The sequence below is a fragment of the Arthrobacter sp. R4-81 genome, assembly GCF_054792365.1.
In genome coordinates this window covers 3,289,802-3,310,671 of record NZ_CP096445.1, presented here as the reverse complement: position 1 = coordinate 3,310,671, position 20,870 = coordinate 3,289,802, and the positions used below count along the sequence as shown (strand labels likewise).

General features: G+C 63.3%; 18 protein-coding genes. 8 read left to right on the top strand and 10 right to left on the bottom strand.

Annotated features, from left to right (window positions below):
* Positions 1 to 56: 56 nt before the first annotated feature.
* The 4 genes from M1E05_RS15315 (at position 57) to sufU (ending at position 4,113) form a co-directional block, all read left to right on the top strand.
* Positions 57 to 1,358 (top strand): hypothetical protein, encoded by a 1,302-nt coding sequence (locus tag M1E05_RS15315; RefSeq protein ID WP_461163444.1) that lies wholly within the window; start codon positions 57 to 59, stop codon positions 1,356 to 1,358.
* Positions 1,348 to 2,238, top strand: coding sequence for a sulfotransferase family protein (locus tag M1E05_RS15310; protein ID WP_461163443.1), 891 nt, complete (start codon positions 1,348 to 1,350; stop codon positions 2,236 to 2,238). Before M1E05_RS15315 ends, M1E05_RS15310 begins: the two co-directional genes overlap by 11 nt.
* 73 nt (positions 2,239 to 2,311) lie before the next feature.
* On the top strand, positions 2,312 to 3,637 hold the full coding sequence (locus tag M1E05_RS15305; protein WP_461163442.1) for an aminotransferase class V-fold PLP-dependent enzyme: 1,326 nt from the start codon (positions 2,312 to 2,314) through the stop codon (positions 3,635 to 3,637).
* A gap of 26 nt (positions 3,638 to 3,663) precedes the next feature.
* Entirely contained in the window at positions 3,664 to 4,113 is a 450-nt protein-coding gene (sufU, locus tag M1E05_RS15300; protein ID WP_461163441.1) for a Fe-S cluster assembly sulfur transfer protein SufU, read from the top strand.
* Between the two features lie 130 nt (positions 4,114 to 4,243).
* On the opposite strand, the gene M1E05_RS15295 is transcribed toward sufU, so the two are convergent.
* Positions 4,244 to 4,462 carry an SCO4848 family membrane protein gene (locus tag M1E05_RS15295; RefSeq protein ID WP_461163440.1) on the bottom strand — a complete coding sequence of 73 codons (219 nt, stop codon included), beginning with the start codon at positions 4,460 to 4,462 and terminating at the stop codon, positions 4,244 to 4,246.
* Between the two features lie 4 nt (positions 4,463 to 4,466).
* Entirely contained in the window at positions 4,467 to 4,964 is a 498-nt protein-coding gene (locus M1E05_RS15290) for a DUF2505 domain-containing protein (protein WP_461163439.1), read from the bottom strand.
* Between the two features lie 363 nt (positions 4,965 to 5,327).
* Between M1E05_RS15290 and mfd the strand changes: the two genes are divergently transcribed.
* Both mfd and M1E05_RS15280 read left to right on the top strand, forming a co-directional pair.
* Positions 5,328 to 8,972 carry a transcription-repair coupling factor gene (gene mfd, locus M1E05_RS15285; RefSeq protein ID WP_461163438.1) on the top strand — a complete coding sequence of 1,215 codons (3,645 nt, stop codon included), beginning with the start codon at positions 5,328 to 5,330 and terminating at the stop codon, positions 8,970 to 8,972.
* A 6-nt stretch (positions 8,973 to 8,978) separates the two neighbouring features.
* The gene (locus M1E05_RS15280; RefSeq protein ID WP_461165262.1) at positions 8,979 to 9,800 is read left to right on the top strand and encodes a metal-dependent hydrolase; all 822 of its coding nucleotides are present in this window, start codon (positions 8,979 to 8,981) and stop codon (positions 9,798 to 9,800) included.
* Positions 9,801 to 9,854: 54 nt separating this feature from the next.
* Here the strand turns inward: M1E05_RS15280 and M1E05_RS15275 are convergent, their stop codons facing one another.
* From M1E05_RS15275 to nirB, 6 genes are all read right to left on the bottom strand, one after another.
* Positions 9,855 to 10,085, bottom strand: coding sequence for a hypothetical protein (locus M1E05_RS15275; protein ID WP_458113692.1), 231 nt, complete (start codon positions 10,083 to 10,085; stop codon positions 9,855 to 9,857).
* A gap of 97 nt (positions 10,086 to 10,182) precedes the next feature.
* Positions 10,183 to 10,941, bottom strand: coding sequence for a deoxyribose-phosphate aldolase (gene deoC, locus M1E05_RS15270; RefSeq protein WP_461163437.1), 759 nt, complete (start codon positions 10,939 to 10,941; stop codon positions 10,183 to 10,185).
* A 70-nt stretch (positions 10,942 to 11,011) separates the two neighbouring features.
* Positions 11,012 to 11,917 (bottom strand): FAD-dependent oxidoreductase, encoded by a 906-nt coding sequence (locus M1E05_RS15265; protein ID WP_461163436.1) that lies wholly within the window; start codon positions 11,915 to 11,917, stop codon positions 11,012 to 11,014.
* Between the two features lie 218 nt (positions 11,918 to 12,135).
* Complete coding sequence (locus M1E05_RS15260; protein ID WP_461163435.1) at positions 12,136 to 13,314, bottom strand: uroporphyrinogen-III synthase; 1,179 nt, start codon at positions 13,312 to 13,314, stop codon at positions 12,136 to 12,138.
* An 8-nt stretch (positions 13,315 to 13,322) separates the two neighbouring features.
* Positions 13,323 to 14,357 carry a uroporphyrinogen-III C-methyltransferase gene (gene cobA / locus M1E05_RS15255; RefSeq protein ID WP_461163434.1) on the bottom strand — a complete coding sequence of 345 codons (1,035 nt, stop codon included), beginning with the start codon at positions 14,355 to 14,357 and terminating at the stop codon, positions 13,323 to 13,325.
* 3 nt (positions 14,358 to 14,360) lie between these two features.
* A complete protein-coding gene (gene nirB, locus M1E05_RS15250) occupies positions 14,361 to 17,003 on the bottom strand; it encodes a nitrite reductase large subunit NirB (RefSeq protein ID WP_458113697.1) in 2,643 nt (880 codons plus the stop codon).
* Between the two features lie 312 nt (positions 17,004 to 17,315).
* On the opposite strand from nirB, the gene nirD reads away from it, so the two are divergent.
* Positions 17,316 to 17,681, top strand: coding sequence for a nitrite reductase small subunit NirD (gene nirD / locus M1E05_RS15245; protein ID WP_458113698.1), 366 nt, complete (start codon positions 17,316 to 17,318; stop codon positions 17,679 to 17,681).
* A 36-nt stretch (positions 17,682 to 17,717) separates the two neighbouring features.
* Here nirD and M1E05_RS15240 read toward each other — a convergent pair whose 3' ends face one another.
* Together M1E05_RS15240 and M1E05_RS15235 are read right to left on the bottom strand one after the other, a co-directional pair.
* Positions 17,718 to 19,466, bottom strand: coding sequence for a phospho-sugar mutase (locus M1E05_RS15240; RefSeq protein ID WP_461163433.1), 1,749 nt, complete (start codon positions 19,464 to 19,466; stop codon positions 17,718 to 17,720).
* A 100-nt stretch (positions 19,467 to 19,566) separates the two neighbouring features.
* The gene (locus M1E05_RS15235; RefSeq protein ID WP_458113700.1) at positions 19,567 to 20,400 is read right to left on the bottom strand and encodes a purine-nucleoside phosphorylase; all 834 of its coding nucleotides are present in this window, start codon (positions 20,398 to 20,400) and stop codon (positions 19,567 to 19,569) included.
* Between the two features lie 83 nt (positions 20,401 to 20,483).
* Between M1E05_RS15235 and M1E05_RS15230 the strand changes: the two genes are divergently transcribed.
* Complete coding sequence (locus M1E05_RS15230; protein WP_461163432.1) at positions 20,484 to 20,825, top strand: metallophosphoesterase family protein; 342 nt, start codon at positions 20,484 to 20,486, stop codon at positions 20,823 to 20,825.
* Positions 20,826 to 20,870 lie beyond the last annotated feature (45 nt).

The following is a 20,870-nucleotide window of genomic DNA, read 5'->3' as shown; positions in this document are numbered from 1 at the left end:
CCGCCAGGGATCCGACGACGAAAGGCGACCGCCCCGGGCGGTCAGATGGGGGATCAGTGGAACCAACTGACACTATGAAACCCTTGCTGGCAACGCTGAGTGACCTGTGGCCCGGATCAACCGGGAGGGTGATATCGGCCCGTAGCCCGTACAACCCCACCACTGAGGTTACGAACGGGGAAGGGTTTTGGGTGGTGCCGCACACACGCGCTCCCCGAATCCTCATTCCAGTCAGCAATGCCCGCGCCGCCTCCTCAGCACTTCATCGCTACAGCGCCGCAATTTCCCTTTCCGAGACGGTGCAGCGGCTGGTTCTGGCTTCAGCCCTTGGCGTTGGAGCAGGACGGGCCCTTCTGCCGGACAGGGTGCAGTTGGACAGTGCGCCGTCAGACACTGTGCCGTTGGACCAGGCGCAGCTGGGCGGGTTTCAGCAGGGCGAAGCAGGGGACAGCAGCATTCTCGGGTATCTGGAGGGCGTCCTGGGCGAGCCGGTGTCGGTCAGCTTGAGCATCGGACCTGCGAGAGCCAACCGTAAACCGGTGCTGCAGGTTTTCGATTCGAAAGGCAGAAGCCTCGCCTTCGTCAAAGTCGGCGATACTGCAACAGCCTCGAGCCATGTCAGCCGGGAAGCCAAGAACCTCGCACTGCTCTCCGCAAAGGATTTTTCCACGCTGGAACTGCCGGCTCTGATCAGTTTCGGTTCGTGGCGTTCCATGACCGTGCTGGTGATGTCCGCCCTGAACACCGTCCCGGCAGCCCGGGGACCCCGCTTTGCAGGGCTCCGGGAACGTGCATTGCTGGAGCTGAATGAGGCCTTTCCCTACGAGGATTTACCGCTCGGTCAAACACCCTTGTGGGTGGGCCTGCGGACCCAATACCTGCAATTGACTGATGGCCCGGTCCGCCTTCGTTTTGGCCAGTGCCTGGACAGGCTGGAAACGGCTTTTCCGGACCAGATATTGCGCGTCGGAGCATGGCACGGGGACTTCACCCCCTGGAACATGGCCAGGCGTCGCGGCAGGCTGCAGTTGTGGGACTGGGAACGCTTTGACGAAGGTGTCCCGGTGGGGCTGGACCAGTTGCACTATCCGCTCAACCTGCATCTCCGCCGGGCCGGCACCACACTGGCCGCCATCCTTGAAGGACTGGAGCTGGGCGCCCCGGGCTTCCGGATCCTGCACCGGCAGGCGCGCGGAACACATGCAGTACTTGGGGCCTACCTGGCTGCGATTTCATTGCGCTATCTGCTGGGCGCGCAGGGTGAAGGCGGAGAAGCCATCAGCACCAAGAGCAGGCTCATGCTGGAAGCACTGGAACTGGTAACAAGCCAAGGGGAGAAGGCAGCGCATGTCCACTAATACTTTTCGGGATTTGTCCCACTGGGCGAGCGGTCACCTCCCGAGCGGAATCGCCGATGCTGCCAGGGCTGCAGCCGAAGCAGCCGGCACCGTAACCGCGGGGCTCCGCATGATGCCTTCCCTGATAATCGTTGGAACCCAGCGCAGCGGGACCACCACTCTGTACCGCCTGCTTTCCGACCATCCGGGCGTGATCCGTCCAACGGCGTCCAAAGGTGTGGGCTATTTTGACCTGAACTACCATCGCGGGCATAGCTGGTATCGCGGACATTTTCCGCTGGCAGCGCTCGGAGCAGGCGATACGCATGGCCAAAAGATCACGTTTGAGAGCAGCGGATATTACTCATTCCACCCACTGGCGATCGAACGGCTTGCCCAGGATATGCCGGCCGTGAAACTGCTGATGATGGTGCGGAACCCGGTCAACCGCACTTATTCCGCTTACCGGCACGAGTTCAATAGGGGTTTTGAAACCGAGACGTTTGAGCGGGCGCTGGAACTCGAACCGAAACGGCTGCAGGGCGAGGTGGAGCGTATGCTGGAGGATCCCCTGTACCAGAGTTACGAGCATCGCCACCATGCTTATCTGGGACGGAGCCAGTACGCCGAGCAAGTGGAGCGGATCCACCGGCTGCTGGGGCCGGACCGGTTGCGGGTGGTGGATGCCGACAGGTTCTTTGCCTCGCCGCATGAGGAGTTTGAAGGCATCCAGCGCTGGCTGGGCCTGCCATTGTGGCAACCGGAGACTGTGCGTCCGTGGAACGAGCAACCCGGCGAACAGCTGGATCGCCGGGTGAGGGACCGCCTCATGGAGCACTTTGTTCCCTATGACCAAAGGCTGGCCGAGCTGACCGGCACAATCCCCTCCTGGCGCCAGTAGCCCGGCAGCGGCGCTATGGGACAGTCGCTATGGGACAATTGAGTGTCTTCTAATTGACACTGCAAGGAGTTTCATGGCTGTAGTAACAACGCCGACCACGCTGGAGCACGCTGTTCCGGCGATGGACAACGCGGAGGTCCTGCGGATCAGAAATGACTTTCCAGCCCTTTCCCAAACGGTCAACGGCCAGCCACTGATCTACCTGGATTCCGGGGCTACATCGCAGAACCCGCTCAGCGTGATTGAGGCCGAGCAGGAGTTCTACGAACAGCGCAATGCCGCCGTCCACCGCGGCGCCCACCACCTGGCGGTTGAGGCAACGGATGCTTTCGAGGATGCCCGCCAGACAGTCGCCGATTTCATCGGTGCCAACTATGAGGAAACGGTGTGGACCTCCAATGCCACCGAGGGCCTGAACCTGATCAGTTATGCGCTTTCCAACGCTGCACTTTGGGCAGCCCAAGGCCGGGGGGACAGGCGGCTGAATGACCTGGGCGTGGGTCCGGGGGACGAAATCGTTGTCACCGAGATGGAACACCACGCCAACCTCATCCCCTGGCAGGAACTCGCCTTCAGGACCGGGGCAACTCTGCGGTACATCCCGGTTGACAATTCCGGAACCCTGGACCTGGAGCAGGCCGCAGAGCTCATCGGGGAACGCACCCGGCTGCTGGCCTTCACGCATGCCTCAAACGTCCTTGGCAGCATCAATCCGGTTCAGAACCTGGTTGCCATGGCCAGGAAGCAGGGCGCCCTCGTGGTGCTGGACGCCTGCCAGTCAGCGCCACACCTGGCCCTGGACGTCAAAACCCTCGACGTCGATTTCGCAGTCTTCTCCGGCCACAAGATGCTCGCCCCCACAGGCATCGGCGTGCTGTACGGGAAGCAGGAACTCCTGGACACATTGCCGCCGTTCCTCACGGGCGGTTCCATGATCACCACGGTGACGATGGAACGTGCGGAATACCTGCCCGCGCCACAGCGGTTTGAAGCAGGTACTCAGCGCATCTCGCAAGCTGTCGCCCTCGCCACGGCCGTCAACTACCTCAGCGAAACGGGTCTTGACCGGGTGCACCGGTGGGAATCTGAGCTCGGTCAACGGATGGTGGCGGGGCTTGAGCGGATCGAAGGGGTCCGGGTATTGGGTCCGGCGGCAGGGGTGGAACGAATCGGTCTGGCCGCTTTTGACGTAGCCGGAGTACACGCGCACGACGTCGGCCAGTTTCTGGACTCACGCGGCATCGCCGTCCGCGTCGGTCACCACTGTGCCCAGCCGCTCCACCGGCGCCTTGGCCTTACTGCAACAACCCGGGCGAGCGCCTACCTCTACAACACCACAGACGACATTGATCAATTTCTGGACGCCGTCTCCGGGGTTCGCTCCTATTTCCGTGTCTGATCACCGGACCACCGAAGGTACTGAACATGAGCCTCGACCAGCTTTACCAGCAGATCATTCTTGATCACTCGAAGACCAGGTACGGCAGCGGACTTTCCGCCACCGCAGCGCCTCAGGGTGCATCAACGGGGCAATCGCACCAGTTGAACCCCGTCTGCGGCGATGAAGTAACTCTCCGCGTCGCCGTCGATCACGGGAAGGTGGCCCAAATTTCCTGGGAAGGCGAAGGCTGTTCCATTTCGATGGCCTCCGCCTCTGTACTCAGCGAAATGGCGGAGGGGATGACCGTTGATGAGCTTCACGAGACGATCGGGGCGTTCAGGGAAGTCCTCAGATCGCGGGGCAAGGTCCACGCGGATCCGGAAATCCTTGGCGACGCAGCCGCATTCGAGGGTGTGGCCCGTTACGCCGCCCGGGTCAAGTGCGCCATGATTTCCTGGGTTGCAGCCGAGGACGCCCTCAACCAGGCCTCATAAGTCGGGCCACCACTACTTCCCGGACCCAACTTCCGGACAAAGGATTGTAAACGAAGTTTGCACGGACGCCTCAACAAAAATGCGCCTGGCCCAATCGGGGCAGGCGCATTTCTGTTGTTCTTGTTGCCGGCTATACCAGCGCAGCAATTCCAATCGCGGCGGTGGCGGCTCCGAGGACCATGGAGACAGTCACCAGCACAATGTGGACTGTGAGGAATTTGGTGGCATTCCCCGCCTCATCGCGTGCCCGTGGGTCTTTCATCACCCGGCGCAGGAACTGAGGCCAGACGGCCAGGGACCACACGCCCGAAATGATCAGGACAACTGACAGCAGTACCGGCAGTTGCACGGGATCAGTGACTTTCCAGCCAGGCCTGTGCCTGCTGGGACTGGATGTTGAGGGCCTTCCCCACCATGGGCTCAGCTGCATCGGCGATTTTTCCGCCGAGGAATGGGACCGAGGAGGTGACGTTGCCTTCGAGCTCAACGCGCGTGCTGCCGCCGTCGGCAACCAGCCGCTGCACGGCGGTGACGTCGAGGGGAGCGCCGGCGATCTTGAGGCTGATGTTGCTCTGACGGGAGCCGTCAGCGGCAGGGGCCTCCCAGGTTTCCAGCTGTGTCACCTTCAGCGTGTCGCCCACGAACTTACGGGCAATTTCCGGCAGGCGGGTGGTGGGCAACGTCCGGACGGAAGTGGTGCTGAACGAGCCGGCGACGTCGCCGTCAACCGTAAAGGATTCCAGGGTCCCGCCGACCAGTTCGCTGGTATGGCGCTGGAATTCCTCATTGACGAAAACAGCTGCTACGAGCTCAACGTTGTGCGGCAGGGTAGTGGAAGCACTCAGTGCCATTGTTCCTCCGTGTGTCAGGAAAGGGGGTGGTCATCGCTTTTTGCCCTCCACATCCTACGGTGTTTGCGGGCGCTCCTCCGCATCGGTATGTGCTTGAGCTGCTGCCGTAATGTTCCGTGACATTGCGGTAAAAATCCGGCTAGGGAACGGTAGGACGGCCAGCCATTTGGGGCTGGAGCCGGCGATGCCAGAAATGGGATTGGCGGACGGGCATGACTGCTGGGGGCGAAATCACTCAGCGTCGCAATACAACCCGGGTGCCTATGCTCCTGTGGCAGGGGTAGGCTGGGAACACCCGGGATTCTCATGAATTTCGGGTTTTCGTGTTGCCTGCATCCCATGAACACTCCAGGAGCTTCAGTCATGAGCCTCAACGGCCCATCCCTCACCGGTCTGCGCCGCGTCCTCGCCGAAGACAGAACCTTCGCCAGGGTCCAGGCGGAGGCGGCCAGGAGCTTTGACGACCGCAGCGAGGACTACCAGATCAGCGCCCCATCAGGACTCAGGGCTGCCCTGCTGGCTGAAATGGCCGACGGCCTGGCAAGGCAAGATGCCAATGGAAACGCAGCGATAGTACTTGCAGTGACCGCCACCGGACGCGAGGCAGAGGACCTGACCGAGGCGCTGAGGGCATATTTGCCCGCGGACTCGGTGACAGAGTTCCCCAGTTGGGAGACGCTGCCCCATGAAAGGCTGTCCCCCCGCTCCGACACGGTGGGCCGGCGCCTGTCCGTTCTTCGCCGGTTGGCACACCCGGAAACCTCGCCCACCGGCCCCTTGCGCGTAGTGGTGGCACCGGTCCGTGCGGTTGTTCAGCCCATCGTGGCAGGACTGGGCGAACTGACCCCCGTTACCTTGGAGGTTGGCCAGGAGCGCTCCTTCACCGATGTCGTGCGAAGCCTCGCCGATGCCGCATATGCCCGCGTTGATATGGTGACCCACCGTGGGGAGTTCGCCGTCCGCGGCGGCATCCTGGATGTATTTCCGCCGACTGAAGACCACCCCATCCGCGTGGAGTTCTTTGGCGACGAAGTGGACCAGATGCGCTGGTTCGCCGTCGCCGACCAGCGCTCACTGTCCGCCCCCGGCGTGCACCATCCCACGGAGCTTCATGCCCCGCCATGCCGGGAAATCCTGATCACGCCATCGGTTATGTCCCGCGCGGCAACGCTCAAGGCGCAGATGCCGGCAGCCGCAGACATGCTGGAGAAGATCGCGGGCGGGATCGCGGTCGAAGGTATGGAGTCTTTGGCGCCGGTGCTGGTGGATTCGATGGTGCCGTTCGTCGATCAGCTTCCGTCCGGCTCGATCTCCGTGGTGATTGAACCGGAAAAAGTACGCACACGAGCCCACGATCTGGCCGCCACAAACGAGGAGTTCCTTGAAGCGGCGTGGTCCACGGCGTCCGACGGCGGGACGGCACCTTTGGATTTGAGCTCTGCGGCCTCCGCAGCGCTCCACTCAGCCAGTTTCCGCTCCCTTACGGACACCAGGACTGCAGCTTTGGCTCACGATGTGTCTTGGTGGTCCATCACCTCCCTTGCCACCGATGAGGAAATAGTGCCGGACATTGACGTCCTTAATCTGCACGCCCGTGAACCTCGCGGCTACCAGGGCGATGTGGCCGAGATGATGGACTTCATTGGATCCCACGTCCGGGACCAATGGCGCATTGTTGTAGTCACTGAGGGCCCTGGTCCTGCCCAGCGGCTGGCGGAGCTTTTCCATGACAACAACATTCCCTGCGCCCGAGTGGACTTGCTGGACAAGGAACCGCAGCCGGGCATCATCGAGATAACAACTGCCGCCGTCGGGCGCGGTTTTGTGCTGGAGGGCCTCAAGCTCAGCCTGCTCACCGAGGCGGATCTGTTGGGGCGGACCTCCGCGGGTTCCACAAAGGACATGCGGCGCATGCCCTCCAAACGGCGGAACGCTGTGGACCCCCTGCAACTCCTCGCCGGCGACCACGTGGTGCACGAGCAACACGGTATCGGACGATTCGTGGAGCTCATCCAGCGGAAGGTCTCCGGCGGCGGAGACGGCATGCGCGAATATCTCGTTCTGGAATACGCTCCGTCCAAGCGCAGAGCCCCGGGGGACCGACTGTTTGTCCCCACCGACCAGCTGGACCAGGTGACCCGCTACGTCGGCGGGGACACTCCGGTACTCAGCAAGATGGGCGGTTCGGACTGGGCCAGCACCAAGTCCAAAGCGCGCAAGGCCGTCAAGGAGATTGCCGGTGAGCTTATTCGGCTCTACTCAGCGCGTATGGCATCCCGCGGCTTCTCCTTCAGCCCGGATACCCCGTGGCAGCGTGAGCTGGAGGAAGCTTTCCCTTACGTTGAGACCCCCGACCAGCTGACCACCATCAACGAGGTCAAGGCGGACATGGAGCGCGAAATTCCCATGGACCGGCTCGTCTCGGGAGACGTGGGCTACGGCAAGACGGAGATCGCCGTCCGTGCAGCCTTCAAGGCGGTGCAGGATGGCAAGCAAGTGGCGGTGCTGGTGCCCACCACGCTCCTGGCGCAGCAGCATTATGAGACTTTCACCGAGCGGTTCTCCGGCTTCCCGCTCCGGGTCAAGCCTTTGTCCCGCTTCCAAGGGACGAAGGAGACCAAAGAGACGGTTGAGGGTGTCAAGAGCGGCGCTGTCGACGTCGTGATCGGCACCCACCGCCTGCTCTCCAAGGACTTTGAGTTCAAGGACCTCGGCCTGGTGATCGTGGACGAGGAACAGCGTTTCGGCGTGGAACACAAGGAGGCGCTCAAGAAGATGCGCACCAATGTGGACGTGCTGGCCATGAGCGCCACTCCCATTCCGCGAACGCTGGAGATGTCGCTGACCGGGATCCGGGAAACATCCACCCTGGCCACGCCACCCGAAGAACGCCATCCCGTGCTGACGTACGTGGGCCCGTACACGGACAAGCAGAGCTCTGCCGCAATCCGGCGTGAGCTCATGCGCGAAGGCCAGGTCTTCTTTGTCCACAACCGGGTTTCCACCATTGAACGGACGGCCGCCAAGATCCGGGAACTTGTACCCGAAGCGCGGGTGGAAGTGGCCCACGGGCAGATGTCCGAGAGCCGGCTGGAGCAGATCATCGTCGACTTCTGGGAGAAGCGCTTTGACGTCCTGGTCTGCACCACGATCATCGAAACGGGCCTCGATATCTCCAATGCCAACACCTTGATCGTCGACGGCGCCGACAAGTACGGGCTCTCTCAGCTGCACCAGCTGCGAGGCCGTGTGGGCCGGGGCCGTGAACGAGCCTATGCCTACTTCCTGTACCCGGCTGAAAAGCCCTTGGGGGAGGTGGCCTTGGAGCGCCTTAAGGCCGTAGCCACCCACAACGAGCTGGGCGCCGGCATGCAGCTGGCTATGAAGGACCTCGAAATCCGCGGGGCTGGAAACCTGCTGGGCGGGGAACAGTCCGGCCACATCCAGGGCGTCGGGTTCGATCTCTACATCCGCCTGGTGGGCGAGGCCGTGGCAGATTACCGCGGGGATGCTGAAGAAAAGGCGGCCGAGATGAAGATCGAGCTGCCCGTGAACGCGCACCTGCCGCACGATTACGTTCCCGGTGAACGCCTCCGGCTGGAGGCGTACCGCAAGCTGGCCGCTGCCGTCAGCTACGAAGCCATTGACGAAGTCCTGGCCGAGCTTGTGGACCGCTACGGCGAGCCGCCGCTGCCCGCGCAGAACCTTATCGCCGTCGCCCGCTTCCGGGTAGGGGCCCGCGAAGCCGGACTGTCTGACGTCGCGCTGCAGGGCAACTTCATCCGCTTCTCGCCGGCGCAGCTGCCCGAGTCCAAGACCATGCGCCTGAACCGCATGTATCCGGGAGCCCAGTCGAAGCCGGCGCTGGACGCCGTTCTGATTCCCAAGCCGAAGACCGCGAAAATTGGTGGACGGGACCTGCAGGACGCCGAAATTCTCGAATGGGCCAACGGCGTCATCCGCAATATCTTCTCTGACGCTCCAGCAGCCCAACTGACCGCGGGCTGAGCCGTGATGGGAGGACACCATGCCGCGTCGGGAGCCGCGGCGTGGGTAGCCATTGCTTCCACCGGTCCCTACACCTTGGGCTGGTATCCGCTGGACGCCACCGGAATCTTGATCGGCGGGATGGCAACGGCGGGAACCGCCTTGGTGCTCGACTGGGACCACCGCCACAGCACAGTGGCCCAGTCGCTGCCTCCGTTGTCGAACATGATCGCCGTCGGAATAGAGAACGCGAGCGGTGGGCACCGGCAGGGAACGCACTCCCTGTTGGGCGGGGCCTTCTTCGTGGTGCTGGCCATGATGGCCGGACAGATCCAGCTGCACACGGACTGGGGGATCCTGTCCGTTGGGGCAGGGCTTCTGTGCATGTTCCTTATCAACATCGCAGCCAAGGCCCTCAAGCTGTTCCCGAAATCGGGCTGGATCACCAACTGGCTGTTTGCCCTCACGATGGCTGGCCTCGTGACCTGGTTCGCACCTGACCAATGGACCTGGCTGCCGGTGTCCATGCTGACCGGAGTGGTGGTCCACATAGTCGGGGACATGATCACCACCGGAGGCGTCCCGCTTCTTTGGCCGATTGTGATCAAGCCGCCGAAATTCCTGCGGAAGCTGCCTTTGCTGAAGGACGTCTGGAAAGCCAATGGCGCGTTTTCCATCCCGCTGCTGGGCCGTGCCGGTTCCCGACGTGAATGGCTGGTCCTGATTCCCGTGAGCGCCTATGGCATGGTGGGCATGTGCATGGCCGCCTGGGCGCTGGGAAATGTGCACTTTCCTGCCGCCCTGGCCTTCGGGAGCAGGTTCATGAGCACCTTGCTGGACTCCGGTTAAACGGCTGACGCCCCGGGATATCCGGGGCGTCAGCGAGAAATCGTGAAATGCTTCTTAGTGCTCGCCGGCCGAATCGGAGCGGCCGAGGATGGTCTGCGGGATCCAGAAGGAGGCAGCGAAAAGGCCCAGGCAGACAGCCATCGGCCAAGGGTTGCCGAGAGTCAGGTAGGACAATGAGTAGATGGAACCCAGGAACAGGGCCATCATGATCACGAAGACGACGACGCTGCCGACTAGGCTGTTCTCGTTCTGAGGGGTCTTGGGGCTATCAACGATCTTGGACATTCATTCCTCCCGGCCCCGAAGGGCTCCAAACATCAAAACATACGGCCCCGAAGGGCTCAAAACATCATCCGAAAAACTCTGGCGGCAGCCGGATGCATCAGTACGCGGATGAACCCTGTTCACCCTTAACGATTGCAATTCCGGAGCTGGCGCCAATACGTGTTGCACCTGCAGCAATCATAGCCTGCGCATCAGCAAGCGAGCGCACGCCGCCGGAGGCCTTGACACCCAGGTCCGGGCCCACCGTCCGCCGCATGAGGGCTATATCTTCCGGGGTTGCCCCACCCCCGTTGAACCCCGTGGACGTTTTGACGAAGTCTGCTCCGGCTTCCACCGCAGCCTCGCAGGCAATGACTTTCTGCTCGTCGTTCAGGAGCGCGGTTTCGATGATCACCTTCAGGATGGCCCCGCCGGCGTGCACCACTTCGGCGACGGCGGTTATGTCATCTACCAGCGTGCCCTTGTCCCCAGCCCTGGCGGCAGCGGTGTTGACCACCATGTCGATCTCGTCGGCACCGTCCAGGACGGCGCCACGGGCCTCGAACGCCTTGACGTCACTGGGCGTCGCACCCAACGGGAAACCAACCACTGAACAGGTCAGCACGTCCGATCCCTTGAGGGCAGTTTTCACAGTCTTGACCCAGACCGGGTTGACGCACACGGACTTAAAGCGGTATTCGGCGGCCTCGGAACAAACTTTGAGGATTTCTGCTTCACTGGCTTCAGGCTTGAGGAGCGTGTGGTCGATGTAGGAGGCGATGTCCCTGCCTGTTCCGGGGGCGGAGGCTCCTCCGGCGGCGGGTGCTCCTGCGGCAGTCCCTGCGGCGGCGCCTGCCGCAGCGGCTTGGTTGCTCATGATGGTCCTTTCCCAGTGGGTGTTTCAGGTGACCATCTTGCCACGTGTCCGGGCAGGGAACCGGGACTTGTCAAGCGGCTGCGGAAACTGACCCCGCCGAGGCCGCGTGGAGCAGTTGCGTTGCACAGACATCCGCGGCGGGATCGGCGGCCACCAGCAGGCCCAGACGGACGCCGTCGAACGAAGCAGCGTCGCCGATAGCCCAAATGCCAGGGGCTGAGGTGCGGAACTCCCTGTCGATCACAATTCCGCCGTCGGCTGTGGTGAGCAGCCCGGCGCTGGCGGCAAGCGCGCTTCGCGCAACGCGCTCTTCCGCCAGCACCACGAGGTCGCCCTGCATGGTGCTGCCGTCTTCGAAGACGATGCCGGCGGCGGGTAGGACGGAGCCTGCAATGGTGGGCACCACAGACGCCGGCCGGAGGGTTGTGCGTATGGGCCGGACACCCCGCGCCCTGAGGACTGCCTCGGCCTGGCCAGCAGCAGCACCAGTGCCCACAAGAATTCCCAAGGGGCGCCGGCCCAGCACCCTGGTTACTTCCTTGACCGCTTCGCCGATCCGGCCGGCGTCGTCAATGGTGGAGTAGCTGAGGCAGCGTGCGGAGCCGTCAACGGGGGAGTGAACGGGGGCTGATCCAGTGGCTATGACCAGTTGGTCGTAACTGAATTCCATGCCGTCAGCCGTTGTCACGAAACGCTGGACCGGGTCAATGTAACTGGCAGGCTGGCCGAAGCGTACCGATACCCGGGGCAGGACGGCGAGCTGAAGCAGCTCGTGCGGAGCGTCGTCCCGGTTGCTGAGTACTGTGATGCTTCCGGCGAAGCGCTGACGGGCGAGCTGGGCCACCAGTGCCTGGGCGGCCGGACCCGCTCCTGCGATGACAATTCTGGGGGCAGGGGTACCTGAGGCGGGCGCGGCCGAGGGGGCGTCAGCGGGTGAAGAAGTTATGGGGGAGAGTGAGGATGCCGGAGCGGACATGTGCAGGCCCTTTCATGGTGCGGCCCTGGTGTGGCCGCAAGGTTCGTGATGGAACCTAGGCTAGACCGTCCATTTTTCGCCCGTGTTTCCCCGCGGTTGCCGAAACGTCCCGCTGCCTGGAGAAAGCACTACGAGTTGTACTGGGTTGTTTACCGGCCGGTAACACGACGCTGTGCCACGGGCCGGAAGCTGGGGAGCTAGACGCGGATCCTGGGGGGCTAGACGCGGATCCGGTAGCCGCGCTTGACCACGGTTTCCACGAGGCGTCCATCGGGCAGGGACGACCTCAACCGGCTGACCGTCATGTCCAGCGCGTGCACCGAGCCACGGAGTTCAAGGAGCTCGGACAACGAATCCCTGGACAGGACCGCCCCGCCCGCGCCGAGCAGGGCGCGGAGCAGCAGGAGCGGTGCCGGAGCCATCTCCACCTGCTCGCCGTTGATCCGCAGGGAACGGCCACGCAATTCCACGTTGCCGGAGCGTGTATCCAGCCTGCGGACATGGTTCAACGCGAGATGTTCAACCACCAGGCGTATCAGGGCACCCATGCGGAACCGCTCCGGAACCAGCGGTGAGAGTCCGGCGCCGATAAGCGGCTGAGCCGTCACCGGTCCGACGACGGCGGTGGTCACGGTGGTCTTCAGGGCCTCGATCAGTTGCTTGTACAGGCCCATTTCATGGGCAGTGCTCCACAATGCGTCCACTGCGGGGGCGCTGGTAAACGTCAGGACATCGAGGTTTCCGCTGCAGGCAGCCTCAATCAGCCGCGGGAGCTTGTCCTCACCCTCAGGCTTGACCCAGCGGTACGGCGTCACGGTGAGGACGGTGGCACCGGACATCCGGAGCCGCTCAAGCTGGCGGACGTCCGTGTAGCCGTGCAGCTGGACGGCGACGGTTTTCCCTCGGACACCTTCGGCCAGCAGCATGTCCACCAGGGTCGCCGTGGTTTCATCGCTGCTGATTCCGACGTCGGCAAGGCCGGCCGCCCGGACAGCGCCGCGCGCCTTGGGCCCGCGGACGAACATCCGGCAGGCAGCGAGCGTCTCCAGGAGTTCGTCGCCGATGCCGAACGAATCAGCGGCTTCGCACCAGCGGCGCATGCCGTAGGCCGTCGTCGCGATACAAAGATCAGGCTTGGCGGCGATGACGGCCCGCGTGTCGTCAATGAGGCGGAAATCCTCCTGGACGGGGGCAATCTTCAAAGCCGGAGCGTGCAGCACCTCAGCACCGCGCCGTTCCAGGGCCTCGATCAGGTCCTGCGACCTCCGGTGGGAGGTCACGCCGATCCGGAAACCTTCCAGGGGCAACTCGCCCCCCTCTGCGGAGGGAAGTTCCTGGGCGCCGGCGGAGGCAAGCGCAGGGTTCGGAAAGGGGGCAACCGTATCTACAGCACTCATGGGGTCTGTCACGATCCCAGCAGCGATGCCGCAAGGCGGTCAAGATCAGCTGACGCTTCGGCATGCCCCCGGTTGGCTTCCCCCACGCGAACCACCTCGCCGATCACCAGAACAGCGGGGTTGGTGCACTCTGCAGCCGCTGACACGATGGTTCCGAGTTGGGCAATGGTGGTCCGCTGGCCGGGCCGGTAACCGCGTTCGATAACCGCCATGGGCATCTCCGGGCTCATTCCCGCCTTTCGGAGGCCGGCGGCGAGTTGATGCAGTGTTCCGATTCCCATCAGCACCACGATGGTGCCACCGAGGCCGGCAAGGTGCATGTGCTCCTTCTCCGTGAGGGGTGCGTGACCGGAAACCACGGTGAACATGTGGCTCACTTCACGGTGGGTTACGGGGATGCCCGCAGCCGCCGGGACAGAGATGGCGCTGGTAACGCCGGAGACCACGCGGACGGGAACACCGGCTGCCACGCAGGCCGCTACTTCCTCGCCTCCACGGCCAAAGACGTAAGGGTCACCGCCCTTGAGCCTGACTACGTTCTTGCCGTCCAGGGCGGCCTCGACCATAAGCTTCTCAATGCCGGACTGGCTGACCGGGTGGTGGCCGGGGCGTTTGCCCACGTCCACCAGCTCGGCCGAAGTCAGCGACGGCAGTTCCTGATACGGCGCCAACCTGTCGTAGAAGACGACGTCAGCGTCCCGGAGCGCTTTGATAGCGGCAACAGTGAGCAGCTCGGCAGTGCCTGGTCCGCCGCCCACCAGTGTGACGTGCCCGTTGGCACCGGCCGAGGGCTCAGTGGTGACCGGGATCCCGTTTTCACGGCACCGCTCCAGGAGCCCATCCCAGCCTGGCTGGCCGTCGTCCACCGCTGCGACCAGGAACGGCCGCTCAGGGAGGGGACCGTCATGGCGTGCACCGTGGGGAGTGCTCAGCCTGGAAATCACTGCCCCGGCAGCCTCATAGCGGCGGACCGCCTGGCGGGCTGCATGGTCGGAGCCCGTGATGAGAACTTCGCGGCCATTGACATCGATGCTGAGCTGCATGGGTTACACCTTGCTTTCAGTGACGGATTCGTTGGCTGACCGGACAGGGATGGAAGCTCCAATGAGCACTTTCCCTTTTTCTTCAGCGGTGGCCGGGCGCATCTGGCCGCGCTCGTCCGGTACGAAGGTGATGGAGTCATCCTTCTGATCGGGGGCGTTGACGAAGGAGCGGAACCGGCGCAGGCGCTCGGGATCCTTCAGGGTGTCAGCCCATTCGTCCACGTACGTGTCCACGTGCTTGGCCATGGCCGCCTCGAGCTCTTCGGCGATGCCCAGGGTGTCCTTCACCACCACGTCCTCGACGTGCTTGATGCCGCCGTCGAGCTCTTCCTGCCAGCGTGCGGTGCGCTGCAGGCGGTCGGCGGTGCGGATGTAGTACATGAAGTAACGGTCGATGTACTTCAGCAGGGTTTCGTCGTCCAGGTCCTTGGCCAGCAGCTGGGCGTGGGCCGGGGTGGCACCGCCGTTGCCGCCGACGTAGAGGTTCCAGCCGTCCGCCGTCGCAATGACACCGACGTCCTTGCCGCGGGCCTCGGCGCATTCACGGGCACAGCCGGAAACGCCCATCTTGAGCTTGTGCGGGCTGCGGAGGCCGCGGTAGCGCAGTTCCAGCTGGATGGCCATGGCCACCGAATCCTGGACGCCGAAGCGGCACCAGGTGGACCCGACGCAGGACTTCACTGTGCGCAGGCTCTTACCGTAGGCCTGGCCGGATTCGAACCCGGCGTCCACCAGTTCCTTCCAGATTTCCGGAAGCTGCTCCAGCCTCGCACCGAACATGTCGATCCGTTGGCCGCCGGTGATCTTCGTGTACAGGTTGTACTTTTCGGCGACGGCGGCAATGACACCGAGCTTCTTGGGGGTGATTTCACCGCCGGCGATGCGGGGAACAACCGAGTACGTGCCGTCCTTCTGCATATTCGCGAGGGCACGGTCGTTGGTGTCCTGCAGGGCGCCGCGGCCGGCGTCGAGGACATAGGCGTTGTGCTGGCTGGCCAGAATGGAGGCAATGGTCGGCTTGCAGATGTCGCAGCCGGCACCCTTGCCGTACTTGGCCATGATGTCTTCGAAGGAGGTCAGTTCCAGGACGCGGATCGCGTCGAACAGCTCCTGGCGGGACAGTTCGATGTGCTCGCAAAGGGCTTTCGAGACCTCGACGCCGGACTTCGTCAGTTCGCCTTCGAGCAGCTTCTTCAGCATGGGTACACACGAACCACAGCTGGTACCGGCCCTCGTGCAGCCCTTGAGCTCGCCGAGTTCCTGGACAGGTGCGTTGCCTTCGCAGGCGCCGCAGCCATTAACGGTGTCGCGGATGGTTCCGGCCGTTACGTTGTTGCAGGAACAGAGGATGGCGTCATCGGGCAGTTCGGTATCGGGCGCCTCTCCGCCGCCGGCGGCAGTGAGGTACGCGCCGGGCTCCGCAGAGAGTTCGCGGCCCAGGAGCGGGCGGAGGCTTGTGTACGGAGTAGCGTCACCGACGAAGATACCGCCCAGCAGGGTCTTGGCGTCATCGGTAGTAACGATCTTCTGGTAGACGCCGCGGGCGGGGTCGGCGTAGACGATTTCGAGGGCGTGCTCAGTCTTGGCGAACGCGTCACCGAAGCTGGCGACGTCAACGCCGGACAACTTCAGCTTGGTGGCGGTGTCAAAGCCGGGGAACGTGGCCTCGCCACCGTGCAGGCGGTCAGCGACGATCTCAGCCATGGTGTTGGCCGGGGCTACCAGGCCCAGGCACATGCCGCCGAAGTTGGCCACTTCACCGATGGCCCAGATGCCGGGAATCTCGGTTTCACAACCGTCGGTGATAACCACACCGCCGCGCTGGCCGAGCGAGAAGATCTGCTCTTCGCCTTCCGCGGCGCGGAAGAGTTCATCGCGCGGGCGGACGCCGATGGCGACGATCACAAGGTCAGCGTCGATGATGCGGCCGTCAGCCATGAGAACACCGGTGACCTGGCCGTCGTCGTCGGACAACACCTCGGAGGGGAACACGCCGCTGTGGACTTCGAAGCCCTTGGCCTTGATGAGGCGGCCCATCGCTTGGCCGGCGCCCTCATCGAGCTGGGTGGCCATCAGCCATGCTGCGCCGTCGATGACGATGGGGGTGGCCCCCAGCTGCTCCGTACCGGCAGCCGACTCAAGGCCCAGGAGGCCACCGCCGATGGTGACCGCTTTGACCTTGCGCCCCAGCTTTTCAGTGAGCTCGGCAATAGCCTTGTTGATGGCCCAGACGTCTTCGAGCGTGCGGTAGACGTGGGTGTGCTCGGCACCAGGGATCGGCAGGCGGGCTGCGTTCGAGCCCGTGGCGACGACGAGGTGGTCGTATTCGTAGCTGTTGCCGGCTGCGGTTTCCACGGACTTGCCATCCGTGTTGATCTTAATGACGCGCTCGCCGGTCTTGAGCTCGAGCGAACCGTGGTCCCACATGGACGCCTCACCCAAGGTGAGGTCGTAGTCGTTGTCCGTGAGTGCCTTGCTGAGAGCCACGCGGTCGTAAGGGAGGTGGGTTTCCTCGGTGAGGACAGTAACGTGCCAGCCATCGAGGCCACGGGCATGCATTGCGTCCGCAAAACGGTGGGCCGCTGGGCCGCCGCCGGCGACCACGACGCGGCGTGGTGTCTCTGTGCTTGAAGTCTGTCCGGTCACTGTGGGCCTTTCGCATGGGCCGCAGACGGTGCTCTGCAGCTTGTCCATCCAGACTAGGCAAGGGCAGTTTCGCTTCAGTTTCCCAATTGTTTCGTGAACTTAACTTCTGCATCACGAACAGATTTCCCGGCAAGTGAGGTCTCTTTTACGCGCCGGACACATTCACTGCATGCCGATGAAACACCCGCCGCCTACTTTTGATGATGTGGCCGCGTCGGCGGTCCGGGTTCCACGGGAAGCAGCATTCAGCAGCACCCACAAAGCACAGACGCTTCCCGCTGGACAGAAGGCAACGTGAGAGGGGCCCGAAAAATGACGGCAGTACTTGAACTTCAGGAAGAAACCACCGCAGCTGCGACAGGTTGGCACCGGGTGTGCCCCATTGCAGAGCTTGAGCCCGCCTGGGGCGAAGCAGCATTGATTGCCGGACGCCAGATCGCGGTATTCCGCACCGCTTCGGACGAGGTTTACGCCGTTTCCCAGGAGGATCCGGCCACCGGAGCCCACGTTATGGCCCGCGGCATCTTCGGTTCCCGCGGAGACAGGCCCACCATCGCCTCACCACTGCACAAAGAGGTCTATGACCTCGAAACCGGGGAATGCTTCGGCAATGCAGAGCTGAGCCTGCCCACGTTCAACGCCAAGGTTGTAGACGGCTACATCGAAGTCGAGCTCTAACAGCAGCTACAGCCCCAGCAGCTGTAGCCCCAGCAGCTACAGCCCCAGAGCCTCGCGGACATCATGCAACACGTTGTCCAGCGAGGCTCTTGCTGCTTGGCGGGCCTCCGGAAGTTCGGCCGCCGATCCCACACTTTGGATCACTTCCAGGTAGCACTTCAGCTTGGGTTCGGTCCCGCTGGGCCTGATGATTACGCGGCTCAGGTCCTTGGTGATGTACAGCAGGCCGTCGGTGGGGGGAAGGTGTTCGCTTCCCTCCGAGAGATCCGTGTACGTTTCAACGGCGGATCCTCCGAATGATTCGGGGGGAGTCACACGGAGTCTGTTCATCATGGCTCCGAGCAGTCCGAGGTCCGCCACCCTGATGCTGAGCTGGTCGCTGGCATGCACCCCGTGAAACAGGTAGAGCTCGTCCAGGGTGTCGAAGATCGATTTCCCTTCAGCCTTCGCGGCGGCTGCGAGCTCCGCGATGAGCACTGACGCGGAAATCCCGTCCTTGTCCCGCACCAGCTCAGGGGCAACGCAATAACCCAGCGCTTCCTCGTAGCCGTAAAGGAGTCCCGGCACCCGCGAGATCCACTTGAAGCCTGTCAGCGTTTTCTCATGGGCATATCCTGCAGCCTTGGCGATTCGGGCGAGTAGGCGTGACGAGACAATTGAATTGGCCAGGACACCCTGGCTCTGCTCTCCTTCAATGGCCTGGCCGGCAAGCCTGGTAACAATGTGGTGGCCCAGAAGGGCCCCCACCTCGTCGCCCCGCAGCATGCGCCAGGCGCCGGTATCAGGATCCTTGGCGGCCACGGCAGCCCGGTCAGCATCTGGATCGTTGGCAAGCACAATATCTGCACCCACCCGTCGCGCCGTCTCCAAGGCAAGGTCCAGTGCCCCCGGCTCTTCCGGATTCGGGAAGCTGACAGTGGGGAAGTCGGGGTCCGGGTGCGCCTGTTCCTGCACGAGGGTGACATCTTTGAAACCTGCAGCATTCAGGACGGACACCGCGGTCTCCCCGCCCACACCGTGCAGAGGGGTCAGGACGATCTTCAGCTCGCGGGCAGGGAATGCCTCCGGCATAGCCAGCGCGGCAACAGCTGACTGGTACTCCGCGATGATTGAGGGATCCAGAATGTTCCAGCCTTCATTGGCAAGCTGCACCGAGTCCAGGGAGCCAACCTCGTTGATCTTGGCAGCAATACGCTCGTCGTAGGGTGTCACGATCTGCGCTCCACGTCCGCTTTCCTCCACCGCGTGGCGGCCGAGGTACACCTTGTACCCGTTGTCCTCGGGCGGGTTGTGGCTGGCCGTGACCATCACGCCGCCGTCGCAATCCAGGTGCCGCACAGCAAAGGCGAGCAACGGCGTCGGCAGGGCCGACGGCAAAAGGAAAGTTTCAATGCCTGACGCCGCGAAGATCGCGGCCGTCTCCTGAGCGAAGATGTCCGAGTTGTAGCGGGCATCGTAGCCGACGACGGCGCGGGGCCGGGTTCCGGGGGCCGCTGTGGAGACGGCGTCGGTGAGGAAGGCGGCAAAACCTGCAGCGGCACGGCGGACTACTACCCTGTTCATGCGGTTCGGCCCGGGTCCCAGCGGGGCGCGAAGCCCGGCCGTACCGAACTGGAGGGTGCCGTTGAAGCTGTCCGTCAGCTCCTGGCGGGCAGCGGGAACGCCATCAGCAACACGCAGGATGAGCTCAGAGAGAGCTGCTGCGGTAGCGGGATCCGGGTCCTGCGCTGCCCATTCACGGGCGGAGTCCAACAGCTGCGGCAGTTCGGGATCGATAGAGGTCATAGGATCCAAACTAGCCCCAAACGTTCATGAAGCCTGCCTCGAAAGCGGGGGAGAACGGTCACAGTTTGGGTCAGTTGTTGGGGACTGACGGTTTCAGGGCTTAAAGCCTGGCGATGATTTCGGCCAGCAGTTTGGAGATGCGGGCGCCTGCCGCGTGGCCGGCCTCAAGGACCTCTTCATGGCTCAAGGGCACCGGGCTGATGCCTGCGGCGAGATTGGTCACAAGGGAGATGCCGAAGACTTCCATCCCGGCGTGCCGGGCGGCAATGGCTTCGAGGGCCGTGGACATGCCCACCAGATCGGCACCGATGCGCTTGGCATACTGCACTTCGGCCGGGGTCTCATAGTGCGGGCCGGTGAACTGCGCGTAAACACCTTCCTCCAACGAGGGATCCACTTCCTGCGCCAGGGCACGGATGCGCGAGGAGTAGAGATCGGTGAGGTCCACGAACGTTGCGCCTTCGAGCGGGGACGTGGCGGTGAGGTTTATGTGATCTTTGATGAGCACAGGAGTGCCGGGAGCCCAGTTTTCGTTGAGTCCGCCGCAGCCGTTGGTGACCACCAGCGTCTTGCAACCGGCGGCGGCAGCAGTGCGCACCCCGTGGACCACGGCGCGGACCCCTTTGCCCTCGTAATAGTGCGTGCGGGCGCCAAGGACCAGCGCGCGTTTGCCGTCCCTTGTCAGCACTGAACGGATGGTGCCTACATGGCCTTCGACGGCCGGTGCCGAGAATCCGGGCACTTCGTCTGCCGAAAGGGTGGCCGTGGTGTGGCCGATCAGGTCAGCTGCACCTCCCCAGCCGGAGCCGAGCACCAGGGCGACATCGTGACGGTCGACGTCTGTCTCCTGGGCGATGTACTCGGCCGCGCGACGCGCAGCGTCAAAGGGATCAGCCTCAAGGGGATCAGTGTTCCGGAAGTCTGTATTACTCACTGGTACAAGTTATCGTGCCGCCGCCGTCCTGCCCAGTAGGGCGATTCCAGCAGCGATTACAGTACAGCGATTAGGGTGGGCAGATGCGAATCGCTGTCATTTCCGATGTCCATGGCAACCTGCTGGCCCTTGACGCAGTGCTGACCGACATTGAAAAGCGCAGCGTGGACAGCATCGTCAACCTTGGTGATTTGCTGTCCGGAGCTGTCCAGCCAGGCCTGACAGCCGACAGGCTCATGGAACTTGACCTGCCCACAGTTCGCGGAAACCACGAACGGCAAGTGCTCGAAACAGAACCGGCAAACATGGGCCCCTCAGACCTGCTGGCCCGCAAGGAGATGACCGAAACCCACCGTGAGTGGTTCAAGTGCCTTCCGCTGTTGCCGAGGGCAATGGACGCCCCGATGTTGCCCGCGCGCTTCTGACCGGCCGCATGTCCCCTTAGCTATCCAGCACGCGTGGTGCTTGGG